This window comes from Selenomonas ruminantium subsp. lactilytica TAM6421 (assembly GCF_000284095.1).
Taxonomy (GTDB): domain Bacteria; phylum Bacillota; class Negativicutes; order Selenomonadales; family Selenomonadaceae; genus Selenomonas_A; species Selenomonas_A lactilytica.
In genome coordinates, this window is sequence record NC_017068.1 from 563984 (window position 1) to 583268 (window position 19285).

A 19285-nucleotide genomic window follows, 5' to 3' on the forward strand; every position below is an offset into this window, starting at 1 on the left:
AAAATCGGAATTTTTTTTCAGGAAATAATTTTTCTTTAGCAACTATTCGCTCTGTGTTACAATAAGAGTGGAAATGAGGTGCTAATCATGAGCAAGTGTAAGATAAAGAATTTCCTGATGGTGGGGCTATTGGCCGGTGGTGCTGTTTTGGCGCCGGTGAAGCCGGTGCAGGCGGTGGATGCCTGGTCGGCGGCTGCGCAGGCTTTGGGCGTTTTTGCAGCCTATAAATCCAGTCTCAGCGGTTTGCTGGCGCTGGGCAATAATGTCAATGCGCAGGTGCAGAGCCGTGTGCAGGACCTGCGGAAGAATGGTCAGGATCCTAATGATAATGATGTGGCTGTGGTGGACAGTGTGATGAATCAGCTGGTATCGCAGGGGGATTATGTATTGCGGACGAATTCCCTGCCCTTTGTCTGGGCGGTGAATAACAGCAAGGATTTCAATGCGGCCTGCTATCCGACGAATTATATCAGCATCAACGGGGCGTTGGTGCGGGGGATGAACCTGGATCCCGATGAACTGGCTGCTGTACTTGCCCATGAGATGACCCATGGACTGGAGCAGCACAGTGCCAAGAACTATGCCAAGGCCGTGGCGCAGGCCATGGGCATGAGCATGATTAATATGGATACGAATTCCATGGACTGGAACAAGCTCAACGGGTTGGTCAATTATTCCATTGCCAAGAATGTCACGCTGCCCACGGAACTGGATGCTGATGCGGGCGGCTTTTACCTGATGACCAGTGCAGGGTTCAATCCCGGCGGCGGGGCGGCGGCCATGGCCCGCATGGGGTATTATCTGACCTATGAGACGCAGAATTTCCTGGAGTATCAGGATCCGGATCCCAAGAAACAGGAGCGGGAGGCATACAGTGACCATCCGGAAACACGCCAGCGGGAGGAGAAGCTGGCCCAGATGATGACGGATTACAGCTGCGGTCATGTGACGGTGGCAAACCGCAAGGAAATCCGGATTGATGGAGAAAAATTGCTGGAAGTGGAATGGACTGGCGATGACTACGACAATACGGCAGAGAATGCCTATTATGTGGCCGGGGCCATTGCCAAGGCTTTCCATGATTTTGACACGATTGATGGCTGGAATTTCCGTCGGGACAATCATGGCAGCCTGACTTGTCTGGCTGATGTGCGCATCAATCAGAGGCTGCAGGAATTTTTGGCTATGCGGGGCGCTGGAGAAAAGCTCCAGGAAATGGTGCAGAAGGCTTATGCCAGTGAGGCGACTTCGGGGGCAAGGAAGAAAATGTGCGCCGCTGAGGCGAAACGGGCGCAGGAATATCAGGAACTGCGGGAAAATGTTTTGAATGCCGATGCCAAAACCGTGAAAAAGATGCGGCAGAATGCTGATACCTACAATGATTACGGTCAGGGGGACAAGGCGAGATTTCAGATGCAGCGGGTATTTGCCAGCCGAAAAATTGATGATCTGGCGGAAAGTCAGGCCATCAGCGCCCGGGCCAAGGCTGTGAGCGGTGATTTTGCCGGAGCCTTGCAGGAAGCGGATGAAGCTGTAGCCACGAATGGCAAGAATATCTATACCTATCTGAACCGGGCGGATATCTACCATATGCAAGGGGACACGGAGAAGGCACTGGCTGATCTGCAGAAGGCCAAGGATGTGGATCGGAAAAACGTAATTTCCTATCTGCTGGCAGGACAGATTTATGATGAACTGGGCAATGTTGAGAAAGCCAAGGAGAATTTTGCGGAGATGTATCGCCTGAAGCCGGATTCCTGGCGGCGAATTCCCGTGGACTATCTCAAGGAAATTGCGCCCAAGGAGTACAATAATTTAATGAAGGAAAAAGCCGAGGCAAAGGCGAAATTTGCAAAGGAGTGGAAAAAGCAGAAAAAAGAAAAAAGTTAAAAATCGCCAGAGAAACAGGGCAAAATCGTAAAAAAATGTAAACTTTTTTCCACCAGACTCTTGCAGTAAGTGCACATGCTTGTTAAAATGTAAGGTACGAAATTTTGTGACCGGAAGTGATGCGGGTGGTGTGAGCCCGCTATGTAAGGCATATATAGGAGGACAAAAGATGATTAGAGAGCATCGCAGCCGTGCGAAACTCGAAACTTATTACGAAAAATTTGCCCAGGAAGGTATACTGGACCCGAACGTGCATCCATGGGTGGCAGAATCCTGGCAGGCCAGTGAGAAATTCGGCGTGGGCAAGGAAAAGATGGCCATCAAACATCTGATTTCCAAGGAAGAGTTCCATGCCCTGCAGGAAAAGCATGCCGATGCCATTGAATACTTAAGCGACCTTTCCGATGGCATCAAGGAATTTTTCCAGGAGTATAATCTGAGTCTTCTGCTCATCGATGCCGATTGCACGGTGCTCAAGAGTTATTCCCTGCCCTTTTATCAGATGACGCCGGGGGAGATCGAGGGTGCCAATGTGGGCATTGATCAGGTGGGCACGTCTTCCATCAGCGTGGCTTTGGAACATAAAGCACCATTCTGGATGTTTGGCCCGGAGATGTGGGTGAAGGAATGTCAGCTGGGTGATGCCTGCTCGGCGCCGGTTGTGGTGGCTGGCGAGCTGACTTACATCATCACGCTGGTGTCCATGGAGCAGGTCGCCATGCCGCAGGATGCCGTGATTTCCCTGCTCTTCACCATGCGCAAGGCGTTGGAACGCCATTTGAGCGAGGCTATCCGCATCAAGGCCGATGAAGCGATCCTCGATGCCACGCCCTTTGCGGTCTATCATGTATTGCCCGGCGGTGAAGTGGCTTATGCCAACCGTCTGGGACATACCCGCCTGGAGGGCATTGGGGCCAAGCGTGAAGCAGGTACCCGCCGCAGCGCCTCCAATCTCAATGATGTGATCATGAACTATCAGCATACGCCCATCTACAAGGGCTTCCGTGGCGTTCCATCCTATAATAAGGAAGTGACCTGGATCACGCCGGCCAAGACCTACGAGGATATCACCACGGTGGTACCTTTGGAACGGGATGAGGATCAGGCTGTGCAGAGCGTCGTTGTTGTGTCCATGCCAATTGAAGATCTGCGTACTTTGGTGGCTCATGCCGCTGGTTATACAGCCAAATACAGCCTGGGTTCCATGGTGGGTGAGGGCACGACCTTTGCCAGCGTGCGCCATAAGGCAGAGCGCACCGCCAAGAACAAGCATCATGTGCTGATCCAGGGTGAGGCTGGTACAGGCAAGCAGCGCATGGCCCATGGCATCCATCAGGCCAGCGGCCGGGCTGCTGGGCCCCTCATCACCCTGCGTTGCGGCGATACTACGCCGGAACTGCTGGAGCAGGAGCTCTTTGGCGTGGTGCTCAATTCCGAAGTCAGTCATCAGGGGCGTCTGGAACTGGCTTCCGGCGGTACATTGTTCCTCGATGAGATCGAAAAGATGCCGAAAAATATTGCCAAACAGCTGGCAGAAGCACTGCGGACAGGCACGGCCTGCCGGGTGGGAGAGCATGTGCAGCGCAGCATTGATGTGCGCATTATCGCTGCCTGCGACAGTGACCTGAAGCGTCTGACGGAGCGTGACCTCTTTGACCGTGATCTCTATGAGGCCCTGTCCAAGAGCGTGATCCGCGTGCCGGCCCTGCGCAGCCGCCGGGAAGATATCCCGAAGCTGGCCGCCCATATCATCAGCGAACTGGCTGAGCAGCATCAGATGAAGATCAAGAAGATCCTGCCGGAAACGGAAAATGTGCTGAAAAACTACGATTGGCCGGGCAATATCAAGCAGCTCCAGAGTGTACTGGAATATGCTTTCTTCAACACGACGGAAGACGTCATCAATCCCCATGACATCAGCCTGATGGGGGATGTGAAGCCGGATAACAAGTGGAAGGAAGACCGGGAGGTATTTGTCAAGGCCTGGCAGGCAGCGGGCGGCAATGTGAGCAGGCTCGCCAACCTCCTGAATGTCAGCCGTGTAACCCTCTATCGTTATCTGAAGAAATACGGTCTGGACAAGAAGTAAGGTAATAGGAAAGTAAGGAGAATTAGATGCGTTTACGGAGAAAACCCTGGGTGGATGAAGCCATCCATGAATTCGATGACTTTGTGGTGAGCAAGGATCAGGAAATCGGCGAGGAGCGAAAGGGACAGTGGAGTGAGATCTTTGGCCGCAAGGCTCCGCTGCATGTGGAACTGGGTACGGGCAAGGGCGACTTCATCACCCAGCTGGCAGAGCGCAATCCCGACATCAATTATATCGGCATCGAGGCCCAGCAGGATGTGCTCTATTCCGCAGCCAAGAAAGTGGCGGAAAAGGGGCTCAAGAATGTGCGCCTGCTGGTATTCGATATCAACAATATCGAGAATATCTTCGGTGAGGGTGAAGTTGACCGCTTCTATGTGAACTTCTGCGATCCCTGGCCGAAGAAGCGTCATGCCAAGCGCCGCCTGACGCATGTGGGCTTTTTGGAGAAATACCGCCGCCTGCTGAAGAAGCCCGGCGAGCTGCACTTCAAGACGGATAATCGCCCGTTGTTTGATTTTTCGCTGGAACAGTTTGAAGAAGCCGGGCTGAAGGTGCAGGATGTGTCCTTTGACCTCCATGCGGAAGATCGTCCCGACAATATCATGACGGAGTATGAACGGAAGTTCAGCGGCTTCGGCGAAAAAATCAACCGCTGCGAGGTAATCTTCGCATAAGCACCAAAACAAGGAGGCTTTTTTGTGCGGATTCGGAAGAAGTTATGGAATAACGATGCCGAGCCCATTCTCGTCATCATGGTGGTGCTGATGGTCCTGGGGACCATCAATGTCTTTAGTTCCAGCTTCGTGCTGGGCACCACGGACTACAATGATCCGTATCATTTCCTGACACGTCATCTGGGCGTTATGATAGGCGGCATCGTATTGTTCTTTTGCTTTCGCCACATCAATTATCGGCGCTGGCAATCCCTGCGCGGCCTGATGTTCTGGGTTATCCTGGGCACATTCCTGGCGCTGGTGGGGGTGTTGATTCCCTCTATCGGCACAGAAGTAAATGGTGCCCGGCGTTGGCTCTTCGGTGTACAGCCGGCAGAACTGGCCAAGCTGATAGCCCTGATGCTGGCTTCGTCTACACTGGTGACACGAATAAAAAAGGGCAAGGCTAATTCCTGGGGAAATGTCATAAACCCGCAATATGGCCTGATCCTGCTGATGGCCGTTCTGATTGAATTGGAACCGGATATGGGCACGGCGGCCATCGTTTTGGGAGTGCCCGTTGTCATGGCTGTGGTGGCAGGCATGTCGCCCAAGTATGTGATGGTGGTAATCGGGGCTTTGGCCGCGGTAGTGGTAGTGGCCGTGAATATCCAGCCCTATCGTATGGCCCGCTTGAAAGTCTGGTTCGATCCCTGGGCTGATGCCCAGGGTATGGGGTATCAGACGGTGCAGTCCCTGTCCACCATCGGTTCCGGCGGTTTCTGGGGCATGGGTCTGGGGGAAGGCGTCAGCAAGTACGCCTATCTTCCCGAAGCCCATACGGACTTTGCCTTTGCCATTTTCAGTCAGGAACATGGCTATATGGGAAACCTGCTGGTATTCCTGCTGCTGGCGTTGCTGGTGCTCTTCTGTGTGCGCATCGCCAACCGGGCGCCGGATGAATACGGTCAGATCCTGTCCATGGGCATCATGGTGCTGATTGCCGGACAGGCTGTGGCCAACATCATGATGGTAGGCGGAATCCTGCCGGTAGTCGGTGTGCCGCTGCCTTTCATCAGCTATGGCGGTTCGTCGCTGATGGTCACGATGATGGCCATGGGGATGCTCATGAATGTCTGTGATCACGGGAAAGACCATAAAAAAGATACTTCAGAGGAAAAGAAGCAGCCGGCAAGGCCTAAGCTGCGTTTGGTGAAATAAAAATAGCCGGAGCATTGCTCCGGCTATTTTTGACCTTATTTCTTTTCTTTGCGTTCTTTGGCGCGTTTCTTGGCGGCTTCTTCCTTGGCCTTGACTTTGTCGTCAATCTTCTTGGCCTGCTGGTACTTGGCGTAGTCAACGCCCATGCTGGCCAGTTTGTGCTTGATTGCCATCATGGGGTGGGACAGGAACATGCGTTTCTGGGTGCCGTTCATGATGGTCATGAATTCCTGGGCCTGCTTGGCACCAAAGCACATGGCAGCGCGATCGCAGCGGTCGCAGATGGGCTTCGTGATGCCGTAGGGGCAGCGGTTCATCTTGGTCATGACCGTGGCGAGCAGGGCCGTGCATTTGGGGCAGAGTTTGTCGCCTTTCGTATCGTGATGACCATGGCAGTAGATGCCGAAGGTCTTTTTGATGTTTTCCTTTTCTTTGGGAATATTGTTTTTGATCTCTACCGGCTTACGCTTGGGCAGAAAACGCGAAAAAATGCTCATTTCGTATCACCTTTCGATTATTGGATATATAAATACACCATTCTATTTTAATGGTATTTTAAGAGAAAAGCAAGGGTGGGGCAATGAAGTCTTGACCTATAGCTGTTTTTTAGTATAATTTAAGATGTAGGATTGTATAATAAGGAATTAGAGGGTGAAGAAAATAGAATTCATTAAGACTCACAGTAAGCTCATTACGAATATACTGGTTGTACTCTTGGTGGTTGTGGCCATTTTTACCAAGCTGCAGGAGAACGGTATGGATGCGTTGTTCAAGCTGACGGATCTGTATATTTTGGCTGGCGGCCTTCTGGGGCTGTTGGTGATTCGTTTCTTCAGCAAGCGTAAAAAGTAATTTCTCGTAGATTCCAAGGTACAGCGGCGTCAAGGAGGCCAATATGGCAGACCAGCATAGCGGGAGCCTCCCCCCCGAATTGGGCGGGCTGCAGGCACAGTCCCTGAAGAAAATATTAAGCAATACAATCAGCACCATTGAAAACAATAAATCACAGATATTTGAAATCTACGAGACTGCCCGTTCGGAAGTGGAGAGCAGCCGCAAGCTGCTGACGGATCTGAAAGAACAGGCCCGGCAGACCATTGAACGGGTGGATGAGCTGGCCAAAAAGGAACAACAGGAAAAACAGAGACTGGTCAAGGTCAGCAGCAATTTTCAGAACTATTCTGAGGAAAAAGTACGGGAAAGCTATGAAGCCGTAAAGAATGTTCAGGTTTCTCTGGGCGTAGAGCGGGAAAAGGAAGCAAATCTGCGGGCACAGCGGGATAAGCTGGAAATCCGCCTGCGCAATCTGCAGACCATGCTGGCCCAGGCCGAGCATCTGGCTCTGGCCGTGGGTTCGGTGCTTTCCTATCTAAGCACCCAGGTCAATGGCGTGATCTGGAAGATCGAGGCGGTACAGAAGGAAAAATTCATTGGGGCGAGGATCATCAAGGCCCAGGAAGAGGAGCGTTACCGCATTTCCCGGGAAATCCATGATGGCCCGGCACAGGATTTGGCGAATCTGATTTTCCAGGCGTCCATCGCGGAAAAGCTGGTGGATTATGATCCGGACGAGGCCAAGCGTACCCTGCAGGAACTGCGGCAGCAGATGCGGGACTGCCTGGGCAGCGTGCGGGAAGTCATCTTCGATATGCGTCCCATGGCGCTGGATGATTTAGGGCTGGTAGCGGCGCTCAATCAGCTGATTGGCCGCATGGCCTCCCGCGGAATGCTGGCGGTTGATTTTTCCCTGGATGGTACTGTGTATGAGTTGCCCAAACATGTGGAGATAGCCATTTTCCGCATTGTGCAGGAGGCTCTCAACAATATCAGGAATCATGCGGAAACGGATATGGCTAGGGTACGCGTGCTCTTTTCGCCGGTGGCAGTATCGATCCTGATCGAGGATAACGGCAAGGGCTTCGATCCCGAGGCCAAACCGGAAGCGCTGGATGAAGATGGCGAACCCCTGCCGGAGGAACTGGCCGAGGTTCATCATCATTTTGGGTTGACGGGCATGCGGGAGCGGGCCAAGATCATTGGTGCAGAGCTTTCCATAACTTCGGCCGTGGGCGAAGGTACCAGGGTGCATTTGCGTGTGCCCAACCGGGAGCCGCAGATGGATACCAAAGATGTAAAGGTGGTTAATACGCCCAATAAGAAGGGCAGAGGTAAATGACAGATCTGAAGAATCAATTGCGAGCGCCGGTGGCGGAGGCGATGAAAGCCTACGCGGGAGACGGCGCTCTCGCTTTTCATACACCGGGGCATAAGCAGGGGCTGGGGGCACATCAGCTCCTGCAGGAACTGATTACCCCGTTGGGGCTGCAGGAGGAAGTTTCCCTGATGGAGGAGCTGGACGATCTCCACGAGCCTACCATGTGCATAAAAGAAGCCCAGGAACTTGCGGCAGCGCTCTATGGAGCTGATGCCGCTTATTTCATGATCAACGGCACCAGTGGGGCCATCCATGCCATGATCATGGGCACACTGCAGCCAGGGGACACGGTGCTGGTGCCCCGCAATGCCCACCGTTCCATGATCGGTGGGCTGATCCTTGCCGGTGTCAGTCCTGTCTTCATCCAGCCCCGCATTGACGAGAAACTGGGGATTCCCATGGGCCTGCAGTATGAGGATATCGTGGCGGCAGCCGACGCTCATCCCGAAGCCAAGGCTTTGATTATGGTCTATCCCACCTATTATGGAGTGACCATTGATTTGCGCAAGGTGGCGGATTTTATCCATAGCCGTAATATGCTGCTGTTGGTGGATGAGGCCCATGGCCCGCATCTGAGATTCAGCGACAGGCTGCCCTTGCAGGCGCTGGATGCTGGAGCGGATATGGCAGCCCAGAGCACCCATAAGATATTGGGTTCCATGACACAGACTTCTATCCTGCTGGCCAGAACTGGCCGGATCGATTTGGAGCGGGTGCGTTCGGCCGCCAGCCTGTTGCAGTCCACAAGCCCCAATCAGCTTTTGCTGGCTTCGCTGGATATTGCCCGCCTGCAGATGGCAGAGCAGGGCGAAGAGTTGGTTGGCCGGGCTGCAGAACTGGCCGAGAAATTGCGGCAGGCGGTAAATAAGATTCCGGGGCTGTGGAGCTTTGGGGCAGATTACCTGCCAGCTGGCGAAAAACTTGATCTGACCAAGGTTACGGTCAGCGTCCGCAGTTTGGGCATTACCGGTGTGCAGGCAGAATCCATCCTGCGGCATACCTATAAGATACAGTGCGAGCTTTCCGATGCCTATAATCTGCTGTTCATCATTTCCTATGCGGATACGGCAAAGCAGGTGGATACGCTGATAAAGGCCCTGCAGGGCTTAGCGGCGCAGTTCACGGATGCGGAGAAATTGATCTTGCCGGTGGAAGTGCCGCCGGTACCGGAGCGGGGCATCAGTCCGCGGGAGGCGTTCTTTGCCGGCCGGGAGACAGTGGATTTTGAGGAGGCTGCCGGTTATGTGGCGGCTGAGCAAATCATGTTCTATCCGCCGGGGATTCCCATTCTGGCACCGGGAGACAGGATTGATTCCGAGGCCCTTTATTATATCCGTACCATGCAGAGGCTGGGACTCAAGGTGGTAGGCCCGGCTGACACTTCGTTGGAAACCATGCAAGTTGTGAGGGAGAATCATCGATGAAAGGCAAACTGATCATTATCGAAGCCGGGGACGGCAGCGGCAAGGCCACCCAGACCAGGGCATTATACGACCATTTAAAGGCAGATGGACACAGGGTACATCGCATTGAGTTCCCGGATTACGCCGATGATTCCTCAGCTCTCGTGCGCATGTACCTGGGCGGGGCTTTTGGGGACAAGGCTGCTGATGTCAATGCCTATGCGGCATCCACGTTTTTTGCGGTGGACCGGTTTGCCTCCTATCAGCGCAAATGGCGGGATTACTATGAAGCCGGGGATATTATCTTAGCTGACCGCTATACCACCAGCAATATGGTGCATCAGGCGGTCAAGCTCACGGACAAGAATGAACGGGAGGCTTTTCTTGAGTGGCTCTGGGATTTTGAGTTTTGCAAGATGGGGCTGCCCGTGCCGGATCAGGTGATTTTCCTCGATATGGCGCCGGAGGTGGCGGACAAGCTGATCGCTGCCAGAGCGGCAGAAACGGCAACGAAGAAGGATATCCATGAGCGGGATACGGATTATCTGCACCGCTGTCATGCGGCTTATCTGGAACTGGCCGCAAAGTATGATTGGGATAAGGTGATCTGCAATGAAGGGGAAAATCCCCGCAGCATCGAAGCTATCCACAGTGATGTTTATGCCATTGTGGAGAAATTGTTGAAGAAGTAAGGAGTTACCATGATAAAGGAAGTTTTGGTGGTGGAGGGCAAGATGGACGTTGTGGCCATCGACAAGGCTGTAGAAGCCGACTGCATCATCACCGAAGGATTCAATCTGAAAAAACAGGCTCTCAAGAATATCGAGCAGGCCTATAAGAAGCGCGGCATCATCATTATGACGGACCCGGATTCGGCAGGGGAGCGTATCCGTTCTTATCTGACCAAGCGGTTCCCCCATGCCAAGCATGCCTTTGTGCCCGTGGAAGATGCCACGGACAACGACGATATCGGCATCGAACAGGCCAAGCCGGATGCCATCCGCAAGGCGTTGGAAAAAGTCCGCACCATGGATTGGGAGCCGACGAATAATTTCAGCGGGGCAGACCTGATTGTCCATGACCTGTCCGGAGCGAATGCTGCCGCCAGCCGCCGGGCAAAATTGGGGGCAAAACTTGGTCTGGGCTTTGCCAATGCCAAGACCTTTTTGAAGCGGCTCAATCATTATGGCGTGACCAGAGAAGAATTCGAGAAGGCCGTGGCCGAACTGAATGCAGAAGAAGCGGGGGATGCGAAATGAGTGAAAAAGCGATACAGCCGAAGATTGCCAGCCGGGAAGTGACCACCCATATCCTCAAGGCTTTCGGCCTGCGCATGAGCAAGAAGCTGGGACAGAACTTCCTGATTGATGCCAGCATCGTGCAGGGCATTGTGGATGCGGCAGAGATTGAAGAAGGTGACCGGGTATTGGAAATCGGCCCAGGCATCGGCACCCTGACCCAGGGGCTCGCCGAAGCCGGTGCCGATGTGACGGCGGTGGAATTGGATAAGAAGCTGCCGGCAGTCCTGGCGGAAACCCTCAAAGGCTACGACAACGTGCGCATTGTGCCCGGGGATATTTTAAAGGTCAATATCCCGGAAATCATGGGGGATAAGCCCTTCAAGGTGGCTGCTAACCTGCCCTACTATATCACGACGCCGATTCTGATGGCTCTTCTGGAACGCCATCTGCCCATCACCCATATGGTGACCATGGTGCAGAAGGAAGTGGCCCTGCGCATGGTGGCAAAACCTGGCGGCAAGGATTACGGTGCCCTGTCGGTGGCGGTGCAGTATTACACCGAACCGGAAATCGTGCTGGATGTGCCGCCCAGAAGCTTCATCCCAGCACCGGAAGTGGACAGCGTGGTCATCGCCTGCAAGGTGCGGGAAACGCCGGCAGTGCAGGTGCAGGACGAAAAGATGTTCTTCCGCGTGGTCAAGGCCGCTTTCGGCCAGCGCCGCAAGACGCTCTCCAACGCCCTCAAAGGCGGCGGCTTTGCCAAAGAACAGGTGGCACCGGCCATGGAGCAGGCGGGGATTGAACTCAACCGCCGCGGTGAGACACTGAGTTTGGACGAATTTGCCAAGCTGGCTGATGCATTCAGTTCGTTAGCATAATTTACGGCTTAGCGTTTACATCGATATACTAGCCCGGGGGCTGATAATATTTTTCCTCTGCTTATGCAGGCTTGCCTAACGCGACGGAAAAACATCATCAGCCCCTGGGCTGTTTTCGTGGTAACCCTTGAGTGTTAAGTGAGTATTTTCAAGGACATTTTTGCGATACCAGGGCCCGCCGGCAGGGGGATGGCTTTCGGGAACGTTTGGCGCTATGCGTCTCAGTGGACGAAAGTTATCCCCCTGCCGGCGGGCGCCTTAGCACTACGATGTAAATCCCCGATGCAAACTCCCCAAATTAACTTGCAAAAAATGCTAAAATTAACTTGCTACTATGCAAAAAATGTTATACAATTAGAGTCGTGTATTATATGGAAAAAATAATTTGCTAATATTAGCAGAAAGCAGGTAGCATATGGCTGAATCAATTTGGTCCATCCTGCCGCCGGTTATCACCATTGTTCTGGCTTTGTGGACAAAGGAAGTATACATGTCCCTGATCATCGGCATCTTCTCGGGTGCCATGCTCTTTACGGGGGGCAATTTCCTGGAATCCATCCTGACCATGTTCAAGGTTATGGCGGACAAGGTGGGCGGCAACGTCAACATCTTGGTATTCTTGGTAATCTTAGGTATCCTGGTAGCGGCAATCACCCGCAGTGGTGCCACGAGTGCTTATGGTGAGTGGGCGGCGCGCACGATCAAAGGCCGCCGTCAGGCTTCGCTGATCACGGCGCTTTTAGGTCTCGTGATCTTCATCGATGACTATTTCAACTGCCTGACGGTTGGTACGGTCATGCGCCCGGTGACGGATAAATTCAAGATTTCCCGGGCAAAACTGGCCTATATCATCGATGCCATGGCAGCGCCCGTCTGTATCATCGCGCCGGTGTCCAGCTGGGCGGCGGCTGTGGGTTCCTCCCTGCCGGAAGGCTCGGAGATCGATGGCTTTGGTCTCTTTATCCAGACCATTCCCTTTAATCTCTATGCCTGGCTGACGCTGATCTTCCTGTTCTTCATCATCTGGACGGGCAAGGATTTCGGGGCTATGGCCCATGATGTCAAGCGCAGCAACCAGAAGTTCGAGATTCCCAAGGAATATCAGGGTAATGGCGAGGTACATAAGGAAGAGCAGGGCAATGGCAAGATCATTGACCTGATCCTGCCGCTTATGGTGCTGATTGTAGCTTGCGTCTATGGCATGCTCTATACTGGCGGCATCCATGAGGGCAAGACCATTGCCAATGCCTTTGCGGATTGCGATTCTTCCAAATCCCTGGTGCTGGGTTCCTTCATTGCCTTTGTATTTACCGGTCTTTTGTACCTGCCGCGTAAGGTGATTTCCTTCAACGCCTTCTGTGACAGCTTTGGCTGGGGCTTCAAGGCCATGACGCCGGCCATCTTCATCCTGTGCCTGGCCTGGACGCTGTCCGGTATCTGCAGTGACAAGTATCTGAACCTGGGCGGCTTCGTGGGTGGCATCGTCAGTGCCAATGCGGCGCTGATCATGCTGCTGCCGCCAATCTTCTTCCTGGTGGCCATCGGTCTGGCCTTTGCCACGGGCACGAGCTGGGGTACCTTCGGCATCCTGATTCCCATCGCGGTAGCAGTAGTCGGTGGCGATCCGCAGATGCTGACCATCTGTGTGGCGGCTATCCTCTCCGGTGCCGTAGGCGGCGACCATGCTTCGCCGATTTCGGATACCACGATTCTGGCGTCTGCCGGCGCCCAGTGTGACCATCTTGACCATGTGAGCACCCAGCTGCCCTACGTTATGACGGTGGCAGGCTGCTCCCTGATCGGTTACGTGGTGGACGGCATGACCGGCAACGGCTGGTTGGGCCTGGGCACGGCAATTGCCTGCCTGTGTGTTGTCATGACGGTGATTTCTGCCAAGGTGAAATCCCTGGACAAATAAAGTCTTTATCAGTCAGCTGCCTGCGGGCGGCTGGCTTTTTCTTTGCCTTGTCAAATGCGGTCAATTGCGCTATACTAGCATTTGTTTACTAAAAGCAGAAATCAGAATTCAGGAGTTGAGGGCGTTGAAGATTGCCTTTTTTGATTCCGGCATGGGAGGTTTGTCCGTTCTCCATCATGCCATGAAGGTTCTGCCCCATGAGCAGTTTGTGTTCTATGCTGACGAGGATCATGTGCCTTACGGGACGAAATCCACTGCAGAAGTCCAGAAGTTTGTGGGCGAGGCCTTTGACTTCTTATTGAAACAGGATGTAAAAGCCATCGTGGTGGCCTGTAACACGGCGACCTCCGTGGCGGTGGCAGAAATGCGCCGCCGTTATGACCTGCCCATCATCGGCATGGAACCGGCGGCGAAAAAGGCGCTGGACCTGGACGGCACCCGGCGGGTACTGGTGACAGCTACGCCGATCACAGTCAAGGGGCGCAAGATGGAACTTTTGATCGAGAAAGTCGATAAAGACCATCTGGTGGACAGGCTGGCCCTGCCGGAGCTGGTGACTTTTGCCGAGCGGCAGGAATTCAATTCCCCGGCGGTGACGGATTACCTCAGGGAGCAGTTGGCGCCCTTTGACCTGTCCAAGTATTCCGCCCTGGTGTTGGGCTGCACCCATTTCAATTATTTCAAGGACACACTGCGGACACTGCTGCCGGATAATGTCGCTTTTGTGGATGGCAATGAAGGCACAACCAATGAGCTGATCCGCCGCCTGAAGGAGCGGAATCTGCTGGAGCATCTGCCCCAGCAGGTGGAGTATTTCTACTCCGGCCGCAAGGTGACGGATATGGTGGAACTGGAGCGCCTGCAAAAATGTCTGGGCCGTCTGGAAAAGATGTATCGTTTTTGACTTGACTTTGCCCGCTGATTGTTCTAGTCTATACAATGTGTGTAAAGTGTTAAGGGGGCTTTTATATGCCAGTAAAAATCGAACATCATGTAAATTTCTATGACACGGATGCTATGGCCGTTGTACATCATGCCAATTATATCCGCTGGTTTGAGATTGGCCGGGTGGCGTACCTGCGTTCCATTGGCATCACGCTGACGGAAATGATGGACGATGGCTATGTGTTCCCCATTACGGACATCAGCGCAAAATACGTTTCGCCGGGCAAATTCGATGACGAACTCATCATCGAGACCACGGCCACGGCACTGACGAAGGCGAAGATGTGTTTCAAATACCGTATCCTGCGCAAGGGGACGGAGGAAGTTCTGGTGACAGGGAAATCCCAGAATGTCTACACCAGCAAGGAGACGGGCCACATCGCCCGTCTGCCGGAAAAGTATTACACGCGTCTGCAGGCTGCCATGGCAGAGGAAAAGGCGGCCGCAGAGGCGCAAAAATAATCAGGGAATTCTAGGGAGGAATTATCGTGAATTTATTGACCATAGTGTTATTAGTCATACTGATCCTTATCTGTGTGACGAAGCTCTTTTTGGCCTATCTGGGCACGGAGGACATTCGCGTGGATGCAAGCAGCCCGGTGGAGCTGGAAAGCAAAGACGAAAACAGCCTGGTGCTCTCCAAGAAACTGCGCTTCTATAATGAAGGCAAGCAGTGTGCAACCATCATGGATGCCATCTGCCGCAGCCAGCTGCCCTACGAGCAGTACGACGGCATTGAGGTGCGTCCCAAGGCTGAGCGTGAAGGCGAAGTCCGTGAGGACGATTACTTTGAGGCCGTGATTATCCAGAAGAAGGGTTACAAGGGCGGTCTGGACAGCCTGAACCTCTTTGCCAAGATCAAGCTGACGCCGCGCAAGGGCATGAGCCTTGACGAAGCTCTGTCCCATATGGTGGATCTGCCGGTGGACTTCATCTGGCAGGAAACGGGCCGTGCCGTTCAGCACTACAATAAACTGCGCATTGAGATCACGGCAGAAGAAATCGCAAAGCTGGCTGGCGTGCAGCTGGTCAAGGACTAAGGAGGCACTGACATATGGCTGAAGAAATGAAACTTATTCCGGTGCCGACGCGCATCCTGACGGAAAAAGACGATATCGTGGATGCCATCGAGCATTACACGAAAGATAAGATCGGTGAGAACGACCTGCTCTGCTGCGCAGAGTCCGTTGTGGCCATCACTCAGGGCCGCTTTGTGCGCCCGGAAGACCTGGAAATCTCCGACCTGGCCAAGTTCTGCTGCCGCTTCATCCCGGACTATGGCTCTCTGGCTTCGCCTCATGGCATGCAGTCCCTGATGGACGTGGAAGGTAAATGGCGCGTGGCCTTTGCCCTGTTCGCCGGCTTTGTGGCGAAACTGTTCGGCAAGTCCGGTATGTTCTACGTTTGGGGCGGTAAAGAGACGGCTATGATCGATGACGTTACGGGTACGATGCCTCCCTTTGACAAGTGCATTGTTTACGGGCCGGGCGAACCCTATGAAGTGGTCAAGCGCATCAAAGAGCGCCTGGGCTGCTTCGGTGCCATGATCGCTGACGTCAATGACCTCAAGCGCAGCCGTGTGGTGGGCATCACCGAGGGCACGGACGGCGAAATCGCCCGTAAGCTCCTGATTGACAACCCCTTCGGCAACGCTTCCCAGAAGACGCCGATCTGCATCATCAAGAACTATAAGCAGTATCAGGAAAGCAAGTAAAGAGCCTCCCCTATGGGGGAGGGGGACCGCGATAGCGGTGGAAGGGGCTTTAGGTAGAGTGGATTTACTGTACCTTTAGCCCCTTTCGTCAGCCTGGGGGCTGACACCTTCCCCTAAGGGGCAGGCTGGTGTAGAGGAGTGATTGGATGGAGCGTTTCAGGCATCGTGCCGCTGACGCCTTGCGTCCCTATAAGATTCACCGCAAATTCCAAAAGTATCCGGCCGGTTCGGTGCTCATTGAGATGGGCAACACCAAGGTTATCTGCGCCGCCACCGTGGAAGAACGGGTGCCATTCTTTCTGAAGGGCACCGGTGAGGGCTGGATCACGGCGGAGTATTCCCTGCTGCCCAGTGCTACGGGCACCCGCACCCAGCGGGAAGCCGTCAAGGGCAAGCAGACCGGGCGCACCCAGGAGATTGAGCGCCTGATTGGCCGTTCCCTGCGCTCCGTGGTGGATACCAAGGCCCTGGGAGAGCGAACTATCATGATTGACTGCGATGTGATCCAGGCCGATGGCGGCACCCGGACCGCAGCAATCACCGGGGCTTTCGTCGCATTGGTAGAAGCCTGTTCCACCTTCTATCAGAAGGGGAATATCTTTCCGGTCAAGGACTTCCTCGCTGCCATCAGTGTAGGCATCAACAAGGAAGACGAACCAATCCTTGACCTGTGTTACGAGGAAGATTCCACCGCCATGGTGGATATGAACGTGGTGATGACGGGCTTTGGCAAGTTTGTCGAGGTGCAGGGCACTGGCGAGGGCCGGCCCTTCGATCATCAGGAACTCAGCAGGCTGCTCGCATTAGGGGAGAAGGGCTGCCGGGAGCTGATTTCCTATCAGAAGGATGTATTAGGTGGCCAGCTGGTTTGGCTGGTGGGCCGTGAAGGCTGATTTTTTAGGGGAGTTTTTTTATGAAGAAGATTGTCATTGCCACGAAGAATGCAGGCAAAGTGCGGGAAATGAAAGATGCATTTGCGCATCTGCCCGTGGAAGTGGTAGCCCTGTCGGAGTTTGGGAATCTGCCCAACGCCATTGAGGATGGGGAGACCTTTGCGGATAACGCCGCCATCAAGGCCCGTTTTTATATGGAAAAGACGGGCTGCGCCTGCCTGGCCGATGATTCCGGCCTGGAAGTAGCTGTGCTGGGCGGCCGCCCGGGGGTTTATTCCTCCCGCTATGCAGGCTATAATGCCGAGGACTGGGCCAATAATCAGAAGATGCTGGAAGAACTCTGCATTGCCGATGTGGAGGAATCTCCGGCAGATTACCGCTGTTCCCTGTGCTTTGTGGACACGGATGGCACGATCCTGCGGGCCGATGGCCGCTGTGATGGCATCGTGCGGAAAATCCCCCGGGGCAAGAATGGCTTTGGCTATGATCCGTATTTCTACACCAATGAATACGCGGGCCGTACCATGGCAGAACTGACTTTCGAGGAGAAAGATCGCATCAGCCATCGCGGCCGTGCCCTGCGCAAGCTGACGCAGCAGCTGGAGGAGCATCTGGCATGAAGGTAGGGATTATCAGCGACAGCCATGGTGACTATCGCTGTATTGACCAGGCTCTGGCCCATGAAGCAGCCCAGGGGGTAGAGCTTTGGCTCTTTGCTGGGGACATTGCCATGGATGCGGATTACCTGGCCATGGTGACGGACAAAGAAGTCATCAGGGTAGCGGGCAACAATGACTGGCCCGGTGGCCGGCTGCCGGATTATGAAACGGCGGATATTGCCGGTCACACCATTTTCCTGACCCATGGGCATCTCTTTGGCGTGAGCTTTGGGCTGAAGAATCTGGCACAGGCAGCCACTGACGTAGGAGCGGATATTGCGATTTATGGTCATACTCATATGGCTGTGGATACGGTGCTGGAGGATGTGCGCATCCTGAATCCCGGCAGCATTTCCCGTCCGCGGGACGCGCGCAATGGTTCCTTCATGGTGATGGATTTGGCGGCAGATAAATCTCCTTGTGTAAAATTGATAAGAGTATAATTATTATCTATTGTATAATAATTATCAAATAGAAAAAATCTATAATTTTTTTAAAAAAGTCCTGCTTTTTAGCAGGATTTTTTTTACGAGTATCTAATATAAATATTGATGTGATAGTAATCACGCAAAGAGGTAACTAAGATGCAGAAAAGTGAATCCGATTCACTATTTTCGCGGTTTGCGGGCATCATACGAATGCTTGAAAATCAATAAGAAATGTGTTATTATGTGCCTGCTGATGTGTGATAAAGTGTATTTATGGGAGGGATTACTTTGCGAGAAATCGACGCAAAACAAATCACGGAAACCGTAGCACAGATGTGCAAAGAAGCGGCCTATTACCTTCCGGATGACGTCTACAACGCCATGAAGAAGGCGCGGGAGACGGAAACTTCTCCGGTAGGTCAGAATGTCCTCGACCAGATTATCCGCAATGCGGAAATCGCCAAGGCTGAAGATCGTCCTTACTGCCAGGATACTGGTATGACGATTGTCTTCCTTGAAGTTGGTCAGGATCTGCACATTACGGGCGGTCTGTTGGAAGATGCAGTCAATGCTGGCATTTCCAAGGGCTATACCGAAGGCTACCTGCGTAAGTCCGTGGTCGGCGAGCCGCTGTTCAATCGTGTGAACACCAAGGACAATACGCCTGGCGTCATCTACACGAAGATTGTAGCAGGTGATAAGCTCAAGATTACCGTGGCACCGAAGGGCTTTGGTTCCGAGAACAAATCCGGTGTCAAGATGCTGGTGCCGGCTGATGGTGTGGAAGGTGTGAAGAAAGCGGTTATGGACATTATCCTCCATGCCAGCATGAACCCCTGCCCGCCGATGGTTGTCGGTGTTGGTATCGGCGGTACCATGGACAGAGCTGCCCTCCTTTCCAAACTGGCTCTGACGCGTTCCGTTGACGAACGTAATCCGATGCCGGAATACGCCAAACTGGAAGGCGAACTCCTCGAACTCATCAATCAGACGGGTATCGGCCCCCAGCTGGGCGGCAATACCTCGGCACTGGCTGTAAACGTAGAGTGGGGCCCCACTCATATCGCAGGCCTGCCGGTTGCAGTAACCATTTGCTGCCATGCTATGCGCCATAAACAGCGTGTACTTTGATTTG

General features: G+C 53.5%; 20 protein-coding genes. 19 read left to right on the plus strand and 1 reads right to left on the minus strand.

The features are described 5' to 3' along the window. Positions 1–87 precede the first annotated feature (87 nt). The 4 genes from SELR_RS02590 (at position 88) to SELR_RS02605 (ending at position 5856) form a co-directional block, all read left to right on the plus strand. Positions 88–1890: a M48 family metalloprotease gene (locus SELR_RS02590; RefSeq protein WP_014423644.1), complete on the plus strand. Its 1803-nt coding sequence runs from the start codon at positions 88–90 to the stop codon at positions 1888–1890. A gap of 169 nt (positions 1891–2059) precedes the next feature. Continuing rightward, the gene (locus tag SELR_RS02595; protein WP_014423645.1) at positions 2060–3979 is read left to right on the plus strand and encodes a sigma 54-interacting transcriptional regulator; all 1920 of its coding nucleotides are present in this window, start codon (positions 2060–2062) and stop codon (positions 3977–3979) included. Positions 3980–4005: 26 nt separating this feature from the next. After that, positions 4006–4656, plus strand: a complete 651-nt coding sequence (trmB, locus tag SELR_RS02600; RefSeq protein WP_014423646.1) for a tRNA (guanosine(46)-N7)-methyltransferase TrmB — start codon at positions 4006–4008, stop codon at positions 4654–4656. Between the two features lie 24 nt (positions 4657–4680). Further along, positions 4681–5856, plus strand: coding sequence for an FtsW/RodA/SpoVE family cell cycle protein (locus SELR_RS02605; protein WP_014423647.1), 1176 nt, complete (start codon positions 4681–4683; stop codon positions 5854–5856). Between the two features lie 35 nt (positions 5857–5891). On the opposite strand, the gene SELR_RS02610 is transcribed toward SELR_RS02605, so the two are convergent. Then, complete coding sequence (locus tag SELR_RS02610; protein ID WP_014423648.1) at positions 5892–6353, minus strand: nitrous oxide-stimulated promoter family protein; 462 nt, start codon at positions 6351–6353, stop codon at positions 5892–5894. 154 nt (positions 6354–6507) lie between these two features. Between SELR_RS02610 and SELR_RS02615 the strand changes: the two genes are divergently transcribed. From SELR_RS02615 to SELR_RS02685, 15 genes are all read left to right on the plus strand, one after another. Then, on the plus strand, positions 6508–6708 hold the full coding sequence (locus tag SELR_RS02615; protein ID WP_014423649.1) for a hypothetical protein: 201 nt from the start codon (positions 6508–6510) through the stop codon (positions 6706–6708). Between the two features lie 43 nt (positions 6709–6751). Continuing rightward, positions 6752–8032, plus strand: a complete 1281-nt coding sequence (locus tag SELR_RS02620) for a sensor histidine kinase (RefSeq protein WP_014423650.1) — start codon at positions 6752–6754, stop codon at positions 8030–8032. Next, positions 8029–9495: an aminotransferase class I/II-fold pyridoxal phosphate-dependent enzyme gene (locus SELR_RS02625; RefSeq protein ID WP_014423651.1), complete on the plus strand. Its 1467-nt coding sequence runs from the start codon at positions 8029–8031 to the stop codon at positions 9493–9495. The genes SELR_RS02620 and SELR_RS02625 overlap by 4 nt, the downstream gene beginning before the upstream one ends. Further along, positions 9492–10166, plus strand: a complete 675-nt coding sequence (locus tag SELR_RS02630; protein ID WP_014423652.1) for a dTMP kinase — start codon at positions 9492–9494, stop codon at positions 10164–10166. The genes SELR_RS02625 and SELR_RS02630 overlap by 4 nt, the downstream gene beginning before the upstream one ends. Before the next feature lie 9 nt (positions 10167–10175). Beyond that, entirely contained in the window at positions 10176–10733 is a 558-nt protein-coding gene (gene rnmV / locus SELR_RS02635) for a ribonuclease M5 (RefSeq protein ID WP_014423653.1), read from the plus strand. Further along, a complete protein-coding gene (gene rsmA, locus SELR_RS02640) occupies positions 10730–11593 on the plus strand; it encodes a 16S rRNA (adenine(1518)-N(6)/adenine(1519)-N(6))-dimethyltransferase RsmA (RefSeq protein ID WP_014423654.1) in 864 nt (287 codons plus the stop codon). The genes rnmV and rsmA overlap by 4 nt, the downstream gene beginning before the upstream one ends. Positions 11594–12008: 415 nt before the next feature. Then, positions 12009–13511: a Na+/H+ antiporter NhaC family protein gene (locus SELR_RS02645; RefSeq protein ID WP_014423655.1), complete on the plus strand. Its 1503-nt coding sequence runs from the start codon at positions 12009–12011 to the stop codon at positions 13509–13511. Positions 13512–13635: 124 nt separating this feature from the next. Further along, a complete protein-coding gene (gene murI, locus SELR_RS02650) occupies positions 13636–14415 on the plus strand; it encodes a glutamate racemase (RefSeq protein ID WP_014423656.1) in 780 nt (259 codons plus the stop codon). A 65-nt stretch (positions 14416–14480) separates the two neighbouring features. After that, positions 14481–14918, plus strand: coding sequence for an acyl-CoA thioesterase (locus tag SELR_RS02655; RefSeq protein ID WP_014423657.1), 438 nt, complete (start codon positions 14481–14483; stop codon positions 14916–14918). A 26-nt stretch (positions 14919–14944) separates the two neighbouring features. Continuing rightward, the gene (locus SELR_RS02660; RefSeq protein WP_014423658.1) at positions 14945–15496 is read left to right on the plus strand and encodes a hypothetical protein; all 552 of its coding nucleotides are present in this window, start codon (positions 14945–14947) and stop codon (positions 15494–15496) included. 14 nt (positions 15497–15510) lie between these two features. Beyond that, positions 15511–16170 carry a coenzyme F420-0:L-glutamate ligase gene (locus tag SELR_RS02665; protein WP_014423659.1) on the plus strand — a complete coding sequence of 220 codons (660 nt, stop codon included), beginning with the start codon at positions 15511–15513 and terminating at the stop codon, positions 16168–16170. A gap of 146 nt (positions 16171–16316) precedes the next feature. Next, on the plus strand, positions 16317–17063 hold the full coding sequence (gene rph, locus SELR_RS02670; RefSeq protein ID WP_014423660.1) for a ribonuclease PH: 747 nt from the start codon (positions 16317–16319) through the stop codon (positions 17061–17063). A 20-nt stretch (positions 17064–17083) separates the two neighbouring features. Next, positions 17084–17683, plus strand: coding sequence for an RdgB/HAM1 family non-canonical purine NTP pyrophosphatase (rdgB, locus tag SELR_RS02675; protein WP_014423661.1), 600 nt, complete (start codon positions 17084–17086; stop codon positions 17681–17683). Further along, a complete protein-coding gene (locus SELR_RS02680) occupies positions 17680–18165 on the plus strand; it encodes a metallophosphoesterase family protein (RefSeq protein WP_014423662.1) in 486 nt (161 codons plus the stop codon). The genes rdgB and SELR_RS02680 overlap by 4 nt, the downstream gene beginning before the upstream one ends. A gap of 273 nt (positions 18166–18438) precedes the next feature. Next, entirely contained in the window at positions 18439–19281 is an 843-nt protein-coding gene (locus SELR_RS02685; RefSeq protein WP_014423663.1) for a fumarate hydratase, read from the plus strand. Positions 19282–19285 lie beyond the last annotated feature (4 nt).

Coding starts and splice junctions, on each gene's coding strand:
- SELR_RS02610 (WP_014423648.1), bottom strand. CDS start 6,353: ATGAGCATTTTTTCGCGTTTTCTGCCCAAGCGTAAGCCGGTAGAGATC.
- trmB (WP_014423646.1), top strand. CDS start 4,006: ATGCGTTTACGGAGAAAACCCTGGGTGGATGAAGCCATCCATGAATTC.
- rsmA (WP_014423654.1), top strand. CDS start 10,730: ATGAGTGAAAAAGCGATACAGCCGAAGATTGCCAGCCGGGAAGTGACC.
- rdgB (WP_014423661.1), top strand. CDS start 17,084: ATGAAGAAGATTGTCATTGCCACGAAGAATGCAGGCAAAGTGCGGGAA.
- SELR_RS02595 (WP_014423645.1), top strand. CDS start 2,060: ATGATTAGAGAGCATCGCAGCCGTGCGAAACTCGAAACTTATTACGAA.
- SELR_RS02655 (WP_014423657.1), top strand. CDS start 14,481: ATGCCAGTAAAAATCGAACATCATGTAAATTTCTATGACACGGATGCT.
- SELR_RS02630 (WP_014423652.1), top strand. CDS start 9,492: ATGAAAGGCAAACTGATCATTATCGAAGCCGGGGACGGCAGCGGCAAG.
- SELR_RS02590 (WP_014423644.1), top strand. CDS start 88: ATGAGCAAGTGTAAGATAAAGAATTTCCTGATGGTGGGGCTATTGGCC.
- SELR_RS02645 (WP_014423655.1), top strand. CDS start 12,009: ATGGCTGAATCAATTTGGTCCATCCTGCCGCCGGTTATCACCATTGTT.
- SELR_RS02680 (WP_014423662.1), top strand. CDS start 17,680: ATGAAGGTAGGGATTATCAGCGACAGCCATGGTGACTATCGCTGTATT.
- rph (WP_014423660.1), top strand. CDS start 16,317: ATGGAGCGTTTCAGGCATCGTGCCGCTGACGCCTTGCGTCCCTATAAG.
- SELR_RS02625 (WP_014423651.1), top strand. CDS start 8,029: ATGACAGATCTGAAGAATCAATTGCGAGCGCCGGTGGCGGAGGCGATG.
- SELR_RS02620 (WP_014423650.1), top strand. CDS start 6,752: ATGGCAGACCAGCATAGCGGGAGCCTCCCCCCCGAATTGGGCGGGCTG.
- SELR_RS02665 (WP_014423659.1), top strand. CDS start 15,511: ATGGCTGAAGAAATGAAACTTATTCCGGTGCCGACGCGCATCCTGACG.
- rnmV (WP_014423653.1), top strand. CDS start 10,176: ATGATAAAGGAAGTTTTGGTGGTGGAGGGCAAGATGGACGTTGTGGCC.